General features: G+C 69.0%; 17 protein-coding genes. 6 read left to right on the top strand and 11 right to left on the bottom strand.

Going from position 1 to position 17186, the window contains the following annotated elements; all coding sequences use genetic code 11:
* Positions 1-35: 35 nt before the first annotated feature.
* Positions 36-803 carry a tRNA1(Val) (adenine(37)-N6)-methyltransferase gene (locus ROA7023_RS02715; RefSeq protein ID WP_085877475.1) on the bottom strand — a complete coding sequence of 256 codons (768 nt, stop codon included), beginning with the start codon at positions 801-803 and terminating at the stop codon, positions 36-38.
* Positions 781-996 (bottom strand): putative signal transducing protein, encoded by a 216-nt coding sequence (locus ROA7023_RS02720; RefSeq protein ID WP_085877476.1) that lies wholly within the window; start codon positions 994-996, stop codon positions 781-783. The genes ROA7023_RS02715 and ROA7023_RS02720 overlap by 23 nt, the downstream gene beginning before the upstream one ends.
* Before the next feature lie 67 nt (positions 997-1063).
* Here ROA7023_RS02720 and ROA7023_RS02725 point away from each other — a divergent pair, with 67 nt between their 5' ends.
* Positions 1064-2062: a polyprenyl synthetase family protein gene (locus ROA7023_RS02725; RefSeq protein ID WP_085877477.1), complete on the top strand. Its 999-nt coding sequence runs from the start codon at positions 1064-1066 to the stop codon at positions 2060-2062.
* Here ROA7023_RS02725 and ROA7023_RS02730 read toward each other — a convergent pair.
* The 4 genes from ROA7023_RS02730 to ROA7023_RS02745 form a co-directional block, all read right to left on the bottom strand.
* Complete coding sequence (locus ROA7023_RS02730; protein ID WP_085877478.1) at positions 2059-2958, bottom strand: 4-(cytidine 5'-diphospho)-2-C-methyl-D-erythritol kinase; 900 nt, start codon at positions 2956-2958, stop codon at positions 2059-2061. The genes ROA7023_RS02725 and ROA7023_RS02730 overlap by 4 nt on opposite strands.
* A complete protein-coding gene (locus ROA7023_RS02735) occupies positions 2942-4642 on the bottom strand; it encodes a tetratricopeptide repeat protein (RefSeq protein ID WP_085877479.1) in 1701 nt (566 codons plus the stop codon). The genes ROA7023_RS02730 and ROA7023_RS02735 overlap by 17 nt, the downstream gene beginning before the upstream one ends.
* A 138-nt stretch (positions 4643-4780) precedes the next feature.
* Positions 4781-6430, bottom strand: a complete 1650-nt coding sequence (locus tag ROA7023_RS02740) for an electron transfer flavoprotein-ubiquinone oxidoreductase (RefSeq protein ID WP_085877480.1) — start codon at positions 6428-6430, stop codon at positions 4781-4783.
* A 156-nt stretch (positions 6431-6586) separates the two neighbouring features.
* On the bottom strand, positions 6587-7579 hold the full coding sequence (locus ROA7023_RS02745; RefSeq protein WP_085877481.1) for a phosphatase PAP2 family protein: 993 nt from the start codon (positions 7577-7579) through the stop codon (positions 6587-6589).
* 171 nt (positions 7580-7750) lie between these two features.
* Here ROA7023_RS02745 and greA point away from each other — a divergent pair, with 171 nt between their 5' ends.
* Both greA and ROA7023_RS02755 read left to right on the top strand, forming a co-directional pair.
* A complete protein-coding gene (gene greA / locus ROA7023_RS02750) occupies positions 7751-8221 on the top strand; it encodes a transcription elongation factor GreA (protein WP_085877482.1) in 471 nt (156 codons plus the stop codon).
* A gap of 28 nt (positions 8222-8249) precedes the next feature.
* Positions 8250-9278 carry a hypothetical protein gene (locus ROA7023_RS02755; RefSeq protein WP_085877483.1) on the top strand — a complete coding sequence of 343 codons (1029 nt, stop codon included), beginning with the start codon at positions 8250-8252 and terminating at the stop codon, positions 9276-9278.
* A gap of 25 nt (positions 9279-9303) precedes the next feature.
* On the opposite strand, the gene ROA7023_RS02760 is transcribed toward ROA7023_RS02755, so the two are convergent.
* From ROA7023_RS02760 to ROA7023_RS02775, 4 genes are all read right to left on the bottom strand, one after another.
* Complete coding sequence (locus ROA7023_RS02760; RefSeq protein ID WP_085877484.1) at positions 9304-10674, bottom strand: glutamate--cysteine ligase; 1371 nt, start codon at positions 10672-10674, stop codon at positions 9304-9306.
* A 95-nt stretch (positions 10675-10769) separates the two neighbouring features.
* Positions 10770-11288: a hypothetical protein gene (locus tag ROA7023_RS02765; RefSeq protein WP_085877485.1), complete on the bottom strand. Its 519-nt coding sequence runs from the start codon at positions 11286-11288 to the stop codon at positions 10770-10772.
* A complete protein-coding gene (locus ROA7023_RS02770; protein WP_143535423.1) occupies positions 11281-12111 on the bottom strand; it encodes a GNAT family N-acetyltransferase in 831 nt (276 codons plus the stop codon). The genes ROA7023_RS02765 and ROA7023_RS02770 overlap by 8 nt, the downstream gene beginning before the upstream one ends.
* The gene (locus ROA7023_RS02775; RefSeq protein WP_085877487.1) at positions 12108-12824 is read right to left on the bottom strand and encodes a 16S rRNA (uracil(1498)-N(3))-methyltransferase; all 717 of its coding nucleotides are present in this window, start codon (positions 12822-12824) and stop codon (positions 12108-12110) included. Before ROA7023_RS02775 ends, ROA7023_RS02770 begins: the two co-directional genes overlap by 4 nt.
* 13 nt (positions 12825-12837) lie before the next feature.
* Here ROA7023_RS02775 and ubiA point away from each other — a divergent pair, with 13 nt between their 5' ends.
* From ubiA to ROA7023_RS02790, 3 genes are read left to right on the top strand one after another with little or no spacing between them, the layout of a single operon-like run.
* The gene (gene ubiA, locus ROA7023_RS02780; RefSeq protein ID WP_085877488.1) at positions 12838-13851 is read left to right on the top strand and encodes a 4-hydroxybenzoate octaprenyltransferase; all 1014 of its coding nucleotides are present in this window, start codon (positions 12838-12840) and stop codon (positions 13849-13851) included.
* A 59-nt stretch (positions 13852-13910) separates the two neighbouring features.
* Positions 13911-15818: an OmpA family protein gene (locus ROA7023_RS02785; protein ID WP_085877489.1), complete on the top strand. Its 1908-nt coding sequence runs from the start codon at positions 13911-13913 to the stop codon at positions 15816-15818.
* Positions 15811-16140, top strand: a complete 330-nt coding sequence (locus tag ROA7023_RS02790; RefSeq protein ID WP_085877490.1) for a hypothetical protein — start codon at positions 15811-15813, stop codon at positions 16138-16140. Before ROA7023_RS02785 ends, ROA7023_RS02790 begins: the two co-directional genes overlap by 8 nt.
* Positions 16141-16232: 92 nt before the next feature.
* Here the strand turns inward: ROA7023_RS02790 and ROA7023_RS02795 are convergent, their stop codons facing one another.
* Entirely contained in the window at positions 16233-17171 is a 939-nt protein-coding gene (locus ROA7023_RS02795) for an L-threonylcarbamoyladenylate synthase (RefSeq protein ID WP_085877491.1), read from the bottom strand.
* Between the last annotated feature and the right edge of the window lie 15 nt (positions 17172-17186).

Genomic DNA, 17186 nt, shown 5'->3' on the forward strand with positions numbered 1-17186 from the left:
TTTGGACAGGAAACGCGCAATAAGTTGACGCATCGTTAATCCCAGATGCGCAATTCCGCCCCGTCGCGGAGAGCGGCCGCGATGGGGGCGGTGTAGTCCTCGGCGTCCCGCTCGTGGCTTGGGCCGGTGTGCAGGATCACTGGGGCGGTCATGCGAAACCGGGCGCGGCCTCCCTTTTTCCCTTGCATCACAAAGAGATGGGGCGGACGCCCGGCCCGCGCGGCGAGCGGCGCGACGCAGACCGAGCCGATTCGGCCATCCAGCGCCCTCAGCATGTCGGGCAGGCGGTCGACCCGCTGGATCAGCGTCAGCCACCCCTTGGGCGCCAGCCGCCGGAGGCCCGCGTCGATCCACGCGCTGGCCGGGGTAGCGCCCCGAAGCGCGGTGTCTCGGCCGGGATCCGCCGATCCGGTGCCGAGATCGGGGTCGAAATAGGGCGGGTTCATAATCACGTGATCGAAGCTGACCTGCCGCAGATGGGCGGGCAGGCGGGCCAGGTCGCCCTCCACCACGTCGAAAGCCGCGCGGTTGGCCTCGGCGTTGCGGCGGGCGAGCGCGGCGTAGGCGGGCTGTATCTCCACCCCGGTGAGCGAGACGCCCGGCACCCTGGCCGCGAGGCACAGCGCCGCGGCACCCACGCCACAGCCGAGCTCCAGCACGGTCTGGCCCGGTGTCGCCTGCACGCTCGCGGCCAAAAGCACCGCATCCATCCCGGCGCGGTAGCCGTCGCGCGGCTGAAAAAGCGAGACGCGGCCACCCAGGAAGGCGTCGCGCGTCGGCTCAGTATCCCAGGTCGATGTCATTGTCGCGCATCACGATCGTCGCCTGAAAATGATCACGCCGCAAAACCATCAGGCGCCGCGGCAATATGCCGATGGATCCCTCGAGGACGCTCATGTTTACGTCCATCTCGAAGCAGTCTATACCCTCGCCGTCTAACAAGGCCTTGGCAAAGGCGATGATTGTCGGATCGGTGCTGCGCAGAAGCTCCCTCATCCTTCTGACCTATGCGTCCGGCCGGTTCTTGTCTATGCAGCCCTGACCATTGAATTGCAGGACCGTCATGAGCCTCGATACAGCCGCCACGAAACCGCACGAACGCCTGGCCGAGGCGTTGTCCTCCGAGATGGACCAGGTCAACGCGCTGATCCGCACGCGCATGGCCTCGGAACATGCGCCGCGAATCCCCGAGGTGACGGCGCATCTGGTCGAGGCCGGGGGCAAGCGCCTGCGCCCGATGCTGACGCTCGCCACAGCGAAGATGTGCGGCTACGAGGGGCCCTATCATGTGCATCTTGCCGCCACGGTCGAGTTCATCCACACCGCGACCCTGCTGCATGACGACGTGGTCGATGAAAGCAGCCAGCGCCGCGGGCGGCCCACCGCCAACCTGCTGTGGGACAACCAATCTTCGGTGCTTGTGGGCGATTACCTCTTCGCGCGGTCGTTCCAGCTTATGGTCGAGGCCGGGTCCCTGCGTGTGCTCGACATCCTGTCCAACGCGGCCGCGACGATCGCCGAGGGCGAGGTGCTGCAACTGACCGCCGCGCGGAACCTGGCGACGGACGAGGATGTCTATCTGCGGGTGATCCTGGGCAAGACGGCGGCCCTGTTTTCGGCCGCGACCGAGGTCGGCGGCGTGATCGCGGGCCAGCCGGAGGCCGTGTCCGACGCGCTCTTCCAGTATGGCGAGGCGCTTGGCGTCGCGTTCCAGATCGTGGACGATTACCTCGACTACGCGGGGACCGACGCCACGGGAAAGAACGTCGGCGACGATTTCCGCGAGCGCAAGCTGACCCTGCCGGTGATCAAGGCGGTGGCCGTCGCCGATGCCGAGGAACGTGCCTTCTGGGTGCGCACGATCGAGAAGGGCAACCAGGAGGAGGGTGATCTGGACCACGCCCTTGCGCTGATCGGCAGGCACGGCACGCTCGCGGCGACAAAGGCCGAGGCCGTGGCATGGGCGGACCGCGCCAAGGCCGCACTCGACGCGTTGCCCGAGCACGAGATCCGCACCATGCTGGTGGATCTGGCCGATTACGTCGTCCTGCGCATCCGCTAGAAGCTGAGCATCCCGGGCCGCAGGAACGGCGCGGGCGCCACCCACCATCCCATTTCCGAGACCTGCACCGCGCGGGCCGCGCGGCGGGCGTGGTCCATGTCCTTGACCAGGCCGATGCAGGTCGCCCCAGAGCCCGACATGGTCGCGTGGCGCACCAGCGGCTGGCGGCGGAGCTTCTCCAGCGCCTGGCCGATTTCGGGAGCGATGGCGGTCGAGGCCTCGGTCATGTCGTTGCGCTGACGGCCCAGCCATTCGCAGAGGCCGTCGAAATCGAGGTCGTGGGGCACGTCCTCCATCTCGGCGTTGTTGCGCTTGGCCATGGCATCGAAGACGGCGCTCGTTGGCACCTCGACCTTGGGGTTCACCAGCACCATGGCAAAATCCGGCAGGTCGGGCGTGTAGGCCAGACGGTCGCCGATCCCCGACATCCGCAACGGGGCGGGCCCGGCGTAGCAGACCGGCACATCGGCGCCGAGGGCGGCCAGGATCGGGTCGCCGTGTTCGAGCGCGGGCACATCCCAGAGCTTCGCCAGCAGCTGCAGCGCCGCCGCCGCGTCCGATGACCCGCTGCCGAGCCCCGCCGCATGGGGCAGGGCCTTGTCCAGGGTGATCGCCGCGCCGAAGGGCACGCCGTGGCGTTCCGACAGGGCGGCGGCGGCCTGAAGCACCAGGTTGCGCCCGTCGTTCGGCACGCCCGCCGAGAACGGCCCGCTGACCGTCAGGCTCAGGTCGGTCGAAGGGCGCGCGGTCAGGACGTCGCCGATCCCGGCAAAGACCACGAGGCTGTCGAGGTCGTGATAGCCGCCGGCCCGCTGGCCCGTGACATGCAGGGTGAGGTTGACCTTGGCCGGCGCGGTGATCCGCAGCGGCTCTCCGGGCCTATTGGCGATCGCCATGGGCCACCTGAACGGCTTCGGGGGCCGAACCGCCTTGCGCAAGGTCGAGACCGTGGTCCAGCTTGGTTCGGATACGCGCGGCGCTTTCCTCGGCGGGTGAGAAGGACAGGGCGCGGCGCCATTGGAACCGGGCCTCGGTCCGGCGGCCGACGGCCCAATAGGCGTCGGCCAGGTGATCGACGACCACCGACTGCGTCGGCGCAAGCTCGGCGGCGCGTTCCAGCTGGACGACCGCTTCTTCGTAGGCGCCCATGCGGAACAGGACCCAGCCGAGGCTGTCGGCGATCCGTCCGTCCTCGGGCCGCGCCTCGGCGGCGGCGCGGATCATCGTCAGCGCCTCGTCCAGCTTGATGTTCTTTTCGGCCAGCGAGTATCCGAGGTAGTTCAGGACCTGAGGCTGCCCCGGGTTCAGGGCGAGGGCCGCGCGAAAGTCCGCCTCTGCCCGGTCCCAGTCGCCCATCTGCTCGAACGTGATGCCGCGGGCATAGTGCACCATCCAGCGCGCCGCGTTGTCCTCGTCCGACAGGGCGAGCGAACGGCTGTAGGCTTCGTTCGCCTCGCCAAAGCGTCCGAGCTGGCGCAGCACGTCGCCGAGCCGGGCGCGGTTGCGCGGGCTCTCGTAGGTCTGGCAGAGCGTCCCGAGCAGGTCGGCGGCTGCCTCCCGCTCGCCGGCCTTGCGCAGCGCTTCGGCCCGCCCGAGGGCCGCCGATTGATAGGCCGGATCGCGCGGGCCGATGGTGCTGTAGGCGGCGCTGGCCAACCCGTGGCGGCCCATGTCGTCCAGCAGGCCGGCGACGCGCAGGGTCGCCTCGGCGTGGGCCGGGGCGAGGTGCCGCGCGAGCCGGAAATAAAGCAGGGCATAACCGTCATCGACCTGCCCCTGGATCGCGCTGCCCACGCTGAAATAGGCCTCGGCCAGGCCCTCGGCGGCGGAGGTCGCGATGACAGATCCGGCCGGGGCGCCTTCCGCCAGCGCGTCGCGCAGCCGTTGCAGCCCCGGGTCGAGCCTGCCGGCGAAGGTCGCGTCGAGGTAGTCGATGGCCTCGGCTTCTCGGCCCAGCCGGCCCAGCACCTCGGCCTTCAGGATCGCGCCGCGGCGGGTGCGGTGCAGGCCCGCCTGCGGCGGCAGCGACAGGATCTCGAGCGCCGCGGCATCGTCGCCCAGGACGGTCAGCGCCAGCGCCTTGTGATAAAGTCCGAAGGTGGCGAGGCCCGATTCTTCCGCGACGGTGTCGAAGGCGGATTCGGCCCGCCTGCGATCCCCGAGCCCGACGAAGGCCCAGCCCTGGGCAAGTCCGTCCAGCAGCGGCCCGATCGAGGCGCCGCCTTCCAGCCCGGCAAAGATCCGGTCCCATTTTCCGGCTTCGGCGGCGTCGGCGAAGGTGACCATCGTGGCGACATGACTGTCGATGCCATGGGCGCGGGCGCTTTCGGCCAGCGGGGTGGCGGCGACGATCCGCCCGGTCGAGACCATGGCGGCGATCGTGTTCTCGGCCAGGAAGGCATTCGTCGGATCGAGCATCAGCGCCTGCTCGAAATACATGGCGGCGGTGGGGTAATCGCCGTGGTTGGCGGCAAATCTGCCGGCAAGATAGGCGCCCGCGTTCTGCTCGGCATAGGCCTTTGGTGCATGCACGACGAGGGCGAGGGTGCCCGCGAGGGCCAACCCACTCAGACTGCTCATCTTCACTTCGATATCCCGTTCCCGACTGTCCGAGGCCACCCTAGGGATAGCATTCGAATGCGGCAATGCGGTGGCCGATCACAATTGTCCGTCTTAGCGGATTGCCGCGCAACAAAGCGACAGTGGGGCCGCGCCGCCTCACATGTTGGGATAGTTCGGACCGTCGCCGCCCTGGGGCGTGGTCCAGGTGATGTTCAGGGCCGGATCCTTGATGTCGCAGGTCTTGCAGTGGACGCAGTTCTGGAAATTGATCTGGAAGCGGCGCTCCGCGCCCTCGCCCACGAATTCGTAGACCCCGGCCGGGCAGTAGCGGGCCGAGGGGCCGGCGTATTGCTCCCAGTCGACCGACAGCGCCTTGTCCGGATCGGCCAGCTTCAGGTGCGACGGCTGGCTTTCCTCGTGATTCGTCATCGAGAAGCTGACGTTGGTCAGCCGGTCGAAGGACAGGGTTCCGTCCGGCTTGGGATAGTCTATGGGCTTGAACGTGGCCGCCTTGCCGGTCGCCTCAGCGTCGGATTTGCCGTGTCTGAGCGTGCCCAGTAGCGAGAAGCCAAAGAGGTTGTTCATCCACATGTCGAGCCCGCCCAGCCCCAGCGAGGCCATCAGCCCGTGGCGCGACCAGAGCGGCTTGACGTTGCGCACGGGCTTGAGGTCCTTGGCCACCGGCCCGCTACGCAGGGCGCGGTCGTAGTCGGACAGCGTGTCGCCGGCACGGCCCGCCTCGATCGCCGCGTGGGCGGCCTCGGCGGCATGCATGCCGGAATACATCGCGTTATGGTTGCCCTTGATCCGGGGCACGTTCACCAAGCCCGCCGAACAGCCCAGCAGCGCACCGCCCGGAAACGCGGTCTTCGGCAGCGATTGCCAGCCGCCTTCGGTGATCGCGCGGGCACCGTAAGCCACCCGTTTGCCGCCCTTCAGAAGCTCTGCCACCATCGGGTGATGCTTGAACCGCTGAAATTCCATGTAGGGAAAGAGATAGGGGTTGGCATAGTTGAGGTGGACGACGAAGCCCACGTAAACCTGATTGTTGTCAAGGTGATAGATGAAGGACCCGCCGCCCGCGTTCTTGCCAAGCGGCCAGCCCATCGTGTGGGTCACGGTGCCCTCGCGGTGCTTGTCGGGGTCGATCTCCCAGATCTCCTTCATGCCGAGGCCGTATTTCTGCGGCTCGGCCCGCTGCGCGAGGTCGTATTTCGCGATGACCTGCTTGGACAGCGACCCGCGCACGCCCTCGGACAGGAAGACATACTTGCCGTGAAGCTCCATCCCCGGCTCGTAGGCGGGGCCGGGAGTGCCGTCGGCCTGCTTGCCGAATTCGCCCGCGACGACGCCCTTGACCGCGCCGTCCTCGCCGAAGACCAGTTCGGAGCAGGACATGCCGGGGAAGATCTCGACCCCCAGCGCCTCGGCCTGTTCGGCCAGCCAGCGGCAGACATTGCCCATCGAGACGATGTAGTTGCCGTGGTTATGCATCAGCGGCGGCATGGCGAAATTCGGAAGGCGCATCTTGCCCGCCTCGCCCAGGACGTAGAAATTGTCCTGCCTGACCGGAACGGTGATCGGGGCGCCCTTGTCTTTCCAGTCGGGGATCAGCTGGTTGAGCGCACAGGGGTCGAGCACCGCGCCCGACAGGATATGCGCCCCGACCTCGGAGCCTTTCTCGAGCACGACGACCTCGCGGTCGGGATCCAGCTGTTTCAGCCGGATCGCCGCCGACAGGCCGGCAGGCCCCGCGCCAACGATGACCACATCGTATTCCATCGTTTCGCGCGTCGCGTCGGCCATCGTTTTCTCCAAGCTTTGGGCAGGGGGCCCTGCGGAAAGATCGTGACAGACCTAGCGAAGCCTTGGGACAGGGGCAATCGGAACACGGCGTCAGATCGCGCGTCCGCGACGCAGTGGCGCGGACGGGGGGGCAGGCCCGGAATTTGGTCTCGGGGATCAGGCTCGGTGCAGGGCCAGGTGCGGAAGGGCCCCGCGTCGCTTCATCATCGCGTTCGCCGCCAGCACCACGGCGATCGAGGCGTATCCGTCCACGGCATAGTGCCAGCCGAGGTAGACCGACAGGAACAGGATCGCGCCGGCATAGGCGATGGCGATGACCCCCGGCTTGCCCCAACGCTCCACCGCGTAGAGCGCAAACACCGACGCGATGCCCACATGGACGCTGGGAAAGGCCGAGATGCCGGAGCCCACGCGGTTCTCGCCGGTGACAAAGGCATGCCACAGCCCCTCGTGGATCGAGGCCGTCGCGGTCTCGGCGATGCCGGAGGCCGCGAAGGCCGCGCCCAGCCCGGCAAAGTCGCTGCCGCCGGTCAGCCGGTCCGCGTAGACCGGCCCGCCGGACAGGAACAGCAAGGCCAGCACATTGCCCAGGACGATCCAGACCACGGCATAGAGCGCCAGAAAGCGCCGCCTCCGCACGGTGTCGCCGTCCGACAGCATCAGCAGGATCGGAAACCCCAGCGCCAGCGGCAGCCAGACCAGCAGGTACAGCGCCGAGGCGGTCTGCGCGTCGATCCAGGGCGCGAGCCTGTGGGCGATGGCCCAGGCATCGGTTCCGCCGTGCAGCATCCGGTCCAGCGCGGCGAGTGGCGGGTCGGCCCAGAACGGCATGGCCATCGGCATCGACGCCTTGATGGTGGTGAACGCGGCAAAGAACAGCCCCGTTGCTACCGCCGCCACGAAGGCCCGGCGCACCGGGCCGGACCCCGCCCCGCGCACCGCGGCAAGGGCCAGCAGCGCCGTGCCGATGCACAGAGGCAACCGGAAAAACCACAGGATCGACAGCAGGTTCTGCACCGGCCCGACAAGATGATCGGTGGTCCCGCCCCGCCACAGCGTCGTCAGCACCGCGGCCAACAGAAGGTAGGCCGCCGAGGCGGTCAGCAAAACGCGCTCTTCGCGCCGGCTCTCGGTGTCGGGATCGGACATGGGCCCGAGATCTGGCCGGGCAATATGGCTTGAGTGCGGCAACACAGGGGATTTACGCCGACGGCCGCTTTGCGGTTGATTCCCGCTGTCTTGCCCCTGATATTCGCTCGAACCCCCTGGGCGGAACAGCCGTGCCAGGACTGACCCTTTTGGACGAGACCGGGCGACCCTATGGAAAAGATACCGCTTACCCGCGCCGGGTACGACAAGATCGACGCCGAGCTGAAGCAGCTCAAGAGCGTGGAGCGTCCGGCGATCATCCGCGCCATCTCCGAGGCGCGCGAGCATGGCGACCTGTCCGAGAACGCCGAGTATCATTCGGCGAAGGAAAAGCAGTCCTTCATCGAGGGCCGGATCAAGGAGCTCGAGGGCGTGATCTCACTGGCCGACGTGATCGACCCCAAGAAGCTTTCGGGCGGGATCAAGTTCGGCGCGACGGTGGAGATCGTTGACGAGGACACCGACGAGGAAAAGACCTACCAGATCGTCGGCGAATACGAGGCCGACATCGAGCGCGGCAAGCTCAACCTCAAATCTCCCCTTGCACGGGCCCTGATCGGCAAGGAAGAAGGGGACAGCGTGGAGGTCCGCACACCCGGCGGCGACCGCGCCTACGAGATCATCAAGGTCTCCTTCATCTGAACCTCGGTGTGTCATCCGGGAGGTGACCATGTCCGACGCCGCCAAATCGGACCGGAGCCCGCTTGCAGCTTCGTCCCGCCCGGAGACGGGCGGGCTGTCGGCAGTCGAGCTGGTCGCGGCCATCCTCAGCCTGGTCTGGGTCGCGGGAGTCGGGGCGTTCTTCTTCGTGCAGCCGCGGGGCGAGCCGGTCGAGAATCTCGATTCGCTGCGCTTCGTCTTCACGCTGATGGCGATCTTCATGCCGGTCGCGATGATCTGGGTCGCCGCCGCCGCCGCCCGCTCCGCCCGGATCATGCGCGAGGAAAGTGCCCGGCTTCAGGCCGCGCTGGACGCGATGCGCAAATCCTACGTCGAAGAGCGGCAGGCGCGTGGGGCCGGCGGCATCGAGGCCTCGGTCGAACGCAAGCTGAACGAGATCGCCCAGGCCGCCCGCAAGACTGAATCCGCGCTGGCGACCTTCACGACGGCCCGCACCCCGGCCGCCGGCCACCGCGCCCCGGTCACGGCGCGGCCGAGGCCCGAGCCGCAGCGGGACGAGGATCAGCCGAGCCTCGCCTTCGGCACCACGGCAGAGGACATGGCGCCGCAGGTCTCGACCACCGACCTGATCCGGGCGCTGAATTTTCCCGACACCGAAGAGGATGAGGTCGGCTTTGCCGCGCTCCGCCGCGCCCTCAAGGACCGCAGCGCCCGCCATCTGATCCAGGCGAGCCAGGACGTGTTGACCCTGCTCAGCCAGGACGGGATCTACATGGACGATCTGCGCCCGGATCTGGCCCGGCCCGAAATCTGGCGGCAGTTCGCGTCGGGCGTGCGGGGCCGCAGCGTGGCGGCGCTGGGCGGGGTGCGCGACCGCTCCAGCCTGGCGCTCGCGGCCGGGCGGATGCGCGAGGACACGATCTTTCGCGATGCCGCGCACCACTTCCTGCGGCGCTACGACCAGATGCTGGTGACGTTCGAGAAGACGGCCACGGACGAAGAGATCGTCGCGATGTCCGACACCCGGACGTCGCGCGCCTTCATGCTTCTGGGCCGGGTGACGGGCACCTTCGACTAGCCCTCCGGGCGGGTTCCGGGCCCGCTCAGTAGCTGAACTCTTCGTAGATGCGGCTCAGGTCGCCGTTCCAGTCGCCGCGGTATTGCGCCAGCAATTCGTCGGCCGGGGTCATGCCGGTTTCCAGGCTGTCCTCGAGCGCGTGCAGGAAATGCCGCTCGTCCGCGACCATCCCGCCCAGCCCCGGCTTGGCCCGCGCCTTGAGGCCGGCCCGCGCGATGTCGACCACGTCGCGGGCAAGGTCGATCATCTTGTGCCCGCCGACCACCGCATCGAGCCCGTCGACAGAGGCCGCGACCCGCCAGGCCTCGCGCGTTTCGGCATCCATGCCCTTGGCCAGGTCCCAGGCCGCATCGAGTGCCCCCTGATCGTACATCAGCCCGACCCAAAGCGCGGGCAGGGCGCAAAGCCGCCGCCAGGGGCCGCCATCGGCGCCGCGCATCTCGATGAACTTCTTCATCCGCGCCTCGGGGAACACGGTGGTCAGGTGGTCGGCCCAATCCGACAGGGTCGGAATTTCACCCGGCAGCGCGGGCAGGCGCCCGGCCATGAAATCGCGGAACGACTGCCCCAGCGCGTCGATGTATTTCCCGTCGCGGTAGACGAAATACATCGGCACATCGAGCACGTAGTCCACCCAGGCCTCGAACCCGAACCCGTCCTCGAAAACGAAGGGCAGCATGCCCGTGCGCACGTCGTCGAGGTCGCGCCAGATCCGGCTGCGCCACGATTTGTGACCGTTGGGCTTGCCGTCGAAGAACGGCGAATTGGCGAACAGCGCCGTCGCCACCGGCTGCAGGGCCAGCGCCACGCGCATCTTCTGGACCATGTCGGGCTCTGACCCGAAGTCGAGGTTCACCTGCACGGTGCAGGTCCGCCGCATCATCTGGGTGCCGTGGGTGCCGACCTTCTGCATGTAGGCGTCCATTAGTTTGTAGCGGCCCTTGGGCATCAGCGGCATCTCGTCGTGCGACCAGATCGGCGCCGCGCCGAGCCCGATGAAGCCCACGCCGATCTCGTCGGCGATTTCGCGGACTTCGCGCAGGTGGACGTTCACCTCGTCGCAGGTCTGGTGGATCGTCTCCAGCGGTGCGCCGGACAGCTCCAGCTGGCCGCCGGGTTCCAGGCTGACGTTCGCGCCGTCCTTCTCGAGGCCGATGATGTTGTCGCCCTCGATCACTGGCGCCCAGCCGAAACGGCCCTGCAGCCCCTCCAGCATCGCCTTGATCGATCGGTCGCCATCATAGGGCAGCGGCTTCAACGTGTCCTTGCAATAGCCGAACTTCTCGTGCTCGGTCCCGATGCGCCAGTCTTCCTTGGGCTTGCAGCCGGCCTCGAGATAGGCGGCCAGTTGGTCGCGGTGCTCGATCGGGCCGCCGCCGGACTGTGGTATGGACATCAGAGGGGCTCCGCTCGCTCGGCTCAGGGTGACCTCTCGTGTCCCGAAGAGCCTGTGGTGTCAATGCACCCCGCCCGTGCGATCCTGCAGAGAAGTCAGTGCAGCCGCCGCGCGGGGGCCTGCCACAGGGTGACTCGGGCATCGGGCCGGTGCGACAGGACCGACAGCACCTGCTCCGTCCGGATCCCGGGCAGGGCCGCGAACAGGTCGAACAGACCGTCCGCGCCCTCGGCGTCGATGGGGATCTCCAGCGCCTCGCCGGTCTCTAGCGTCAGCACCCAGGCGGGGGCCGGGGCGGCCTTCGGCTCCAGCTCCAGCCGGGAGAGCAGGTCGAGGTCGGCGACACCCCCGCTGAGCGGGCCGAAATAGACGATCCTTCGCTCGTCGATCGTCACCACTCCGGCGCCGCCGCCGCCCTGGGCAAAGCGCAGCCGCTGCAGCCCCGCATAGGCCAGCGCCGCGGCGCAGAGCACCAGGCCCCAGCCCAGCCATTGCAGGATGCCGAGCGCCGTCAGCCCCCACCAGAGGCCGAGCACCGCCAGCCCGCCGGCGATCAGCACCTCGCGCCAGCGGTAGAGCGCGGCACGGGCCTCGGGGCGCAGGAAGTCAGACATGCACGGGCTCCTGATAGAGGCAGAGGGTGAAGTCACCGATCCGACCAAAGCCGATGGCCTCGTAGAGATGCGCCGAGCCGGCGCTCGCGGCAAAGAGCGCGGCCCGGCGGGCACCGCGGGCCCGGGCCTCGGCCAGGTGCAGCGCCACGGCGCGGCGGGCATGGTGCCGCCCGCGCAGCTCGGGCGGGGTATAGACACCGCCGACCTGCACGACGTTGCCGATATCGGCGTTGAAGCCGGTCATGCTCAGCAGGCGGCCGTCCTCGACCAGCACCCGGTGGGACCCGGCTTCGAGAAAGGCATCGACGTCGCGCCGCGCGTCCAGGTCGGCGCGGTCGGCGGGCGTGCCCAGCGTCTCGATGGCATAGGCCTTTCGCCACTCGATCACCTGGCCCAGGTCCACCTCGCGCAGGGGCATCAGCACACCGGGCCCGTCGGGCACGTCCAGCGCCTCGAGGTCCAGCGCGAAATGCGGCTCGTCCCGGTCCAGCGTCGTGGCGCCGCGAAGCCCGGCGGCCGCGATCAGGGGGCGCACCTCGTCGGTCGGCCCGATCACCGCGGCGATCCGGCCGCCGGAGAGGACCGCGGCGGCCTCGGCCCAGTTCCGCGATGGCAGCGCCGGAAGCACGGTGCCGCCCCGTGTGACCGCCAGCACATCTGTGACCGCGCCGCCGGTCCAGGCCGCCCAAATCGCCGGCGCATTGTCATGGCCGCCGTCGAGCCCGTAGCGGGCGAGGTTGGCCAGCGGAAACATCGCCCGCAGGGCCCGCGCCCGCAGGAAGGCCTCGACCGTGGGCAGATCCGGGGGCACGACCCGGATCACCCCCAATCCCCCAGCCGCGCCTGCCAGAGGGTCAGCGCCGCAACCGCCGCCGTCTCGGCCCGAAGGATCCGGGGGCCGAGGGCGATCGCATGGCCCCGCTCGCGCAGCCTGTCCCGCTCTGCCTCGGAAAAGCCGCCCTCGGGGCCGATGACGATGGCCCAGGGCTTGCCGCCGAGACCTTTGGGCAGGTCGTGTGCGCCGCCCGCGAGCGTTTCGTCGCAAAACAGGATCTCGCGGTCGGCGGGCCAGTCGGCCAGCACCCGGTCCAGCCGCGCGAGATCGGCGACCTCGGGCACGAAGGTTCCGCCGCATTGCTCGGCGGCCTCGACCGCATGGGCCTGCAGGCGGTCGCGGCGAATGCGCTCGGCATTGGTATGGGCGGTCTGCACCGGGCAGATCCGGGCGGCGCCCATCTCGACGGCCTTCTCGACGACGAAATCGGTGCGGGCCTTCTTCAGCGGCGCGAACAGCAGCCACAGGTCGGGCGGGTCGCGCTGCGGCGCTGTCCGTTCCCGGCATTCGAGGCTGCCGCCGCGCTTGCCGGCCTCGACGATCCCGGCCCGCCATTCGCCGGCCACCCCGTTGAAGACCAGAACGGAATCGCCCGCCTTCAGGCGCATCACGCCAAAGAGATAATGCGCCTGCTCCCGCTCCAGGGGAACGGTTTGCCCCGCCCCCAGCGGGTGATCTACAAAGAGCCGAACCTGTGCCATCGGACGAGACCATATGACCGACGACAACGCGGCGCCAGAGCAGAGCACCCCCGACGCAGGGGCAAACGCGCCGGACGCAAGCCCGGCCCGGCCGGCGACCATCGCCGACGCCGTCTCGGGCAATTGGGTCGACACGCGCGCGCCCGACGCCTGGAAGCCCTACCTGCGCCTGTCCCGGTTGGACCGGCCGATCGGAACCTGGCTGCTGCTGTTGCCGTGCTGGTGGGGGCTGGGGCTGGGGGCTCTTTCCAAGGGCAGCTTCGGCGCGTTCGATCTGTGGATTGGGCTGGGCTGCGGCATCGGCGCGATCCTGATGCGGGGCGCCGGGTGCACCTGGAACGACATCACCGACCGCGACATCGACGGCTCTGTCCGGCGGACGGCCCTGCGGCCGATTCCCTCGGGGGCTGTGACGGTCACCGGCGCGATGGTCTGGCTGGTGGCCCAGTGCCTTGTCGCCCTGCTGATCCTGCTGACCTTCAACTGGGCCGCGATCGGGCTGGGCGTGCTCGCGCTGTTGCCGGTGGCGGTCTACCCCTTCGCCAAGCGCTTTACCTGGTGGCCGCAGATCTTCCTGGGTCTCGCGTTCAACTGGGGCGCGCTTCTGGCCTTCACCGCCTCGACCGGGGCGCTGGGCTGGCCCGCGGTGGTGGCCTATTTCGGCGGTATCTCGTGGACGCTGTTCTACGACACGGTCTATGCCCACCAGGACGCGGAGGACGACGCGCTGATCGGGGTGAAATCCACCGCGCGCCTGTTCGGCGAGGCCTCGCCCACCTGGCTGCGCCGGTTCCTGGTCGGCACCGTGACCCTGCTCGGTCTCGCCGTGATCCTTGCCACACTGGATCGCAGCGTCCTCAGCCTGGTGATCGCGACCTGCGGCGCCTGGGCCATGGGCTGGCACCTGTTGTGGCAGCTCGCGCGGTTCGACGCCTCGGACACGCCCGGCCTGCTGCGGCTGTTCCGGTCCAACCGGAACGCCGGCCTGATCCCTTTGCCGTTTTTCGCCGTCGCCGGGCTGTTCTGATTGCGCCGCCGCCCCCCCACGCCTAAGGAAGCGGCATCGGAAATGACCTCGTAGAGAACATGCGTCTGTCCAGTGTCCTCCTGCCCGTTGCCGTCTTTGGCCTTGCCGCCGTGCTGTCGCTGGTCGGCGCGAGGGCCGCCGTGCGCGTGGTCGAAGAGACATCGGTCGATGCCGTGCAGGCGGCGCTTGTCGACGAGGGACAGGCCTGGGTCTCGGTCCTGGGCGACGGGTTGCAGATCATCCTCGAAGGCGAGGCCCCGTCCGAGGCGGTCCGGTTCCGGTCCATGACCATCGCGGGAACACAGGTCGATGCGAGCCGTGTCATCGACAACATGTCGGTGGCGGACAATTCCGGAATCGCGCCGCCCGATTTTGCGATCGAGATCCTGCGCAACGACAGCGGGATCTCGCTGATCGGCCTCGTGCCCGCCAATACCGACCGCGCCGCGATCGTCGAGCGGCTTCAGGACGGCGCCCCCGGCCTGCCGGTCACCGACCTGCTGGAGACGGCCGAGCACCCGACGCCAGAGAACTGGACCTCGGCGCTCGACTATGCCGTGGAGGCGCTCGACAGCCTGCCCCGGTCGCAGATCTCGGTGAGCCCGGGGCTGGTCGAGATCATGGCCATGGCCGAAAGCAGCGAGGCCAAATGGCGGCTTGAGACCGACCTGACCCGCCAACGTCCGGAGGGGATGCGGCTGGCGCTCGACGTGATCGCGCCGCGCCCCGTCATCACGCCGTTCATCGTCCGCTTCCTGCTCGATGCCGACGGGCGGGCGCGGTTCGAGGCCTGTTCGGCCGATTCCGAGGACGCGCTGGCGGAGATTGCGACGGCGGCCACCGCGGCCGGCTTTGAAGGCAAGGTCAACTGTCCGATCGGTCTTGGCGTGCCATCCGGCACCTGGGCCGAAGCCGTCGCCATGTCGATCGGCGCGGTGGCGGATCTGGGCGGCGGACGGGTGACGCTGTCGGATGCGGACGTGACGCTGGTCGCGCTCGAAGGGACCGACCCGGCCCTGTTCGAGCAGGTCGCGGGCGAGCTGGAGAATGCCTTGCCGGACCTCTTCGCGCTGGAAGCGGTCCTGCCGGAGCCGCCCGAGGCGGCCGAGGCCGAGGTGCCGGAATTCACCGCGACGCTCAGCCCGGAGGGGCAGGTGCAGCTGCGCGGCCGGGTCGCGGACGACCTGATGAACGCCACCGCCCGCAACTACGCCGCCGCCCGGTTCGGGGACGCGGACCTGACCATGGGAACCAGGGTCACGGAGGGGCTGCCCTCGGGATGGTCGATGCGCATGCTGGCGGCGATCGAGGCGCTGTCGCGACTGTCCAGCGGGTCGGTCGTGTTGACGCCGGACCTGATGACGGTGCGCGGGGTGACCGGCAACCAGCGGGCCACGGCCGATATCTCGCAGCTGTTGCTGGATAAGCTGGGCCAGGGGGCGGAGTTCCGGGTCAACGTGACCTACGAGGAAAGCCTCGACCCGATCGCGGCGCTGCCCACGGCGGAAGAATGCATTCAGCAGATCATGGTCGTGACCGAATCGCGCAAGATCACCTTCGATCCCGGCTCGGCCGATATCGCGGGCGGGGCCCAGGCGGTGGTGGATGACATCGCCGAGATCCTGCGCCGCTGTGCCGACCTGCGCGTCGAGATTGCAGGCTATACCGACAGCCAGGGGCGGGAAGAAATGAACGAGCGCCTGTCGCAGGACCGTGCGCAGGCGGTTCTGACCGCGCTCAGCCAACGCCGGGTGCCGGTGAGCTCGTTCCGGGCGGTCGGCTATGGCGAAGACGATCCGATTGCGGATAATGCCACCGAAGATGGGCGCGAGGCGAACCGCCGGATCGAGTTCCGCCTGATCGACACCGCCGCCGAGGAAGAGGCCACCGGGCTGGAGCAGATCGAGGCGGAAGCCGCCGCGGAAACGGCGCCGGACGCCGGGGAAGTCGACGAGGCAGATGAATAGAACCGAATTTATTGTCGCCACGGCTGCGATCCTGTTCGTGGCCTTCTGCCTTGGGTGGTTCGCCTCGTGGCTGGTGAACCGGTTCACCCGCGTGACACGGGCCGAGATCGGCGAGCTGGACCGGATGGCGCAGGCGCTGCACGAGGCCGAGGAGACCCGCGACCAGGCGATCACATACCTGCAGCAGCGTGAGGCCGACCTGACCAACCAGCTGACCCAGACCGAGGCGGAGTTGCGCGCGGCGATGGACGGCTTGCGCGATGCTCGGCACGAGGCCGAGGAATTGCGCGGCTGGATCGAGCGTCAGAACCAGGGCGCCTGACGGCGGGTCCTGTCGTTCGGGGCGCCGCGCCAGGGACATGCCGGCGGAGCCTCCGGCGGGAGTTTTCTTGCCAAGATGAAGATTGTTCGCTCTCAGGGGCGAGGGGTGGCGGCGCGCCTCAGCCGGTCGTTTATCGCCCGGCCCAGGCCCTCGTGCGGGATCGGCGCGACGGCGATGTGCTCCGCGCCCTCGCGGTCCAGCCGGTGCAGCAGGGCGAAGAGGTTCGCCGCGGCCTCCAGCAGATCGCCGGAGGGGGAGAGCGACAGATCCCCCCGGATCTTGCCGAAGCCCAGGAGCGTTTCGCCGTCGCGGGCGGTCGTGGCGTTCAGGCGGAGGGTTCCGGCGGGCGCGTAATGCGAGGCGAGCTGCCCCGGTGCGGTCGGGGTTTCCGTGGTCCCTGGGGTGGCGAGGGGGTGTCCGAGGCAGTTGGCGATGGCCTCGGCCGGGATGCCTCCGGCGCGCAGGAAGCTCGGTTCTGGCGCGAGCGCGACAATGGTCGATTCGACGCCCACATCGCAGGGCCCGCCGTCGAGCACCGCGGCGATGCGCCCGGCCAGTCCCGCGCGCACATGATCGGCCGTGGTCGGGCTGAGCCGGCCCGACGGGTTCGCCGAGGGTGCCGCGACCGGGCCGCCGAAGGCCTGCAGAAGGTCGCGTGCCAGCCGATGCGCCGGCACCCGGACCGCCAGGGTCGGAAGCCCGGCGGTGACCAGTGGCGAGAGACCGCTGCCGGGGCGCAGTGGCAGCACCAGGGTGAGTGCGCCGGGCCAGAAGCTGGCCGCGAGCCGGGCCGCGTCCGGGGGTAGCTCGCACCATTCCGCGACCGATGCGGCGTCGGCAAGATGCACGATCAGCGGGTTGAAGCGGGGCCGGTTCTTGGCTTCGAAAATGCGGGCGACGGCGCGGTCGTCGCGCGCATCGGCCCCGAGCCCGTAGACCGTCTCTGTCGGAAAGGCGACGGTCTCGCCGGCCGCGAGCAGGGCCGCGGCGCGGGCGATCCCGGCGTTGTCCGGAGCGAGGGTTTCGGTCATGACGTGGCGTTCCGG

It is taken from the genome of Roseisalinus antarcticus (genome assembly GCF_900172355.1).
Classification (GTDB): Bacteria; Pseudomonadota; Alphaproteobacteria; order Rhodobacterales; family Rhodobacteraceae; genus Oceanicola; species Oceanicola antarcticus_A.

Coding starts and splice junctions, on each gene's coding strand:
- ROA7023_RS02715 (WP_085877475.1), bottom strand. CDS start 803: ATGACATCGACCTGGGATACTGAGCCGACGCGCGACGCCTTCCTGGGT.
- ROA7023_RS02720 (WP_085877476.1), bottom strand. CDS start 996: ATGAGGGAGCTTCTGCGCAGCACCGATCCGACAATCATCGCCTTTGCC.
- ROA7023_RS02725 (WP_085877477.1), top strand. CDS start 1,064: ATGAGCCTCGATACAGCCGCCACGAAACCGCACGAACGCCTGGCCGAG.
- ROA7023_RS02730 (WP_085877478.1), bottom strand. CDS start 2,958: ATGGCGATCGCCAATAGGCCCGGAGAGCCGCTGCGGATCACCGCGCCG.
- ROA7023_RS02735 (WP_085877479.1), bottom strand. CDS start 4,642: ATGAGCAGTCTGAGTGGGTTGGCCCTCGCGGGCACCCTCGCCCTCGTC.
- ROA7023_RS02740 (WP_085877480.1), bottom strand. CDS start 6,430: ATGGCCGACGCGACGCGCGAAACGATGGAATACGATGTGGTCATCGTT.
- ROA7023_RS02745 (WP_085877481.1), bottom strand. CDS start 7,579: ATGTCCGATCCCGACACCGAGAGCCGGCGCGAAGAGCGCGTTTTGCTG.
- greA (WP_085877482.1), top strand. CDS start 7,751: ATGGAAAAGATACCGCTTACCCGCGCCGGGTACGACAAGATCGACGCC.
- ROA7023_RS02755 (WP_085877483.1), top strand. CDS start 8,250: ATGTCCGACGCCGCCAAATCGGACCGGAGCCCGCTTGCAGCTTCGTCC.
- ROA7023_RS02760 (WP_085877484.1), bottom strand. CDS start 10,674: ATGTCCATACCACAGTCCGGCGGCGGCCCGATCGAGCACCGCGACCAA.
- ROA7023_RS02765 (WP_085877485.1), bottom strand. CDS start 11,288: ATGTCTGACTTCCTGCGCCCCGAGGCCCGTGCCGCGCTCTACCGCTGG.
- ROA7023_RS02775 (WP_085877487.1), bottom strand. CDS start 12,824: ATGGCACAGGTTCGGCTCTTTGTAGATCACCCGCTGGGGGCGGGGCAA.
- ubiA (WP_085877488.1), top strand. CDS start 12,838: ATGACCGACGACAACGCGGCGCCAGAGCAGAGCACCCCCGACGCAGGG.
- ROA7023_RS02785 (WP_085877489.1), top strand. CDS start 13,911: ATGCGTCTGTCCAGTGTCCTCCTGCCCGTTGCCGTCTTTGGCCTTGCC.
- ROA7023_RS02790 (WP_085877490.1), top strand. CDS start 15,811: ATGAATAGAACCGAATTTATTGTCGCCACGGCTGCGATCCTGTTCGTG.
- ROA7023_RS02795 (WP_085877491.1), bottom strand. CDS start 17,171: ATGACCGAAACCCTCGCTCCGGACAACGCCGGGATCGCCCGCGCCGCG.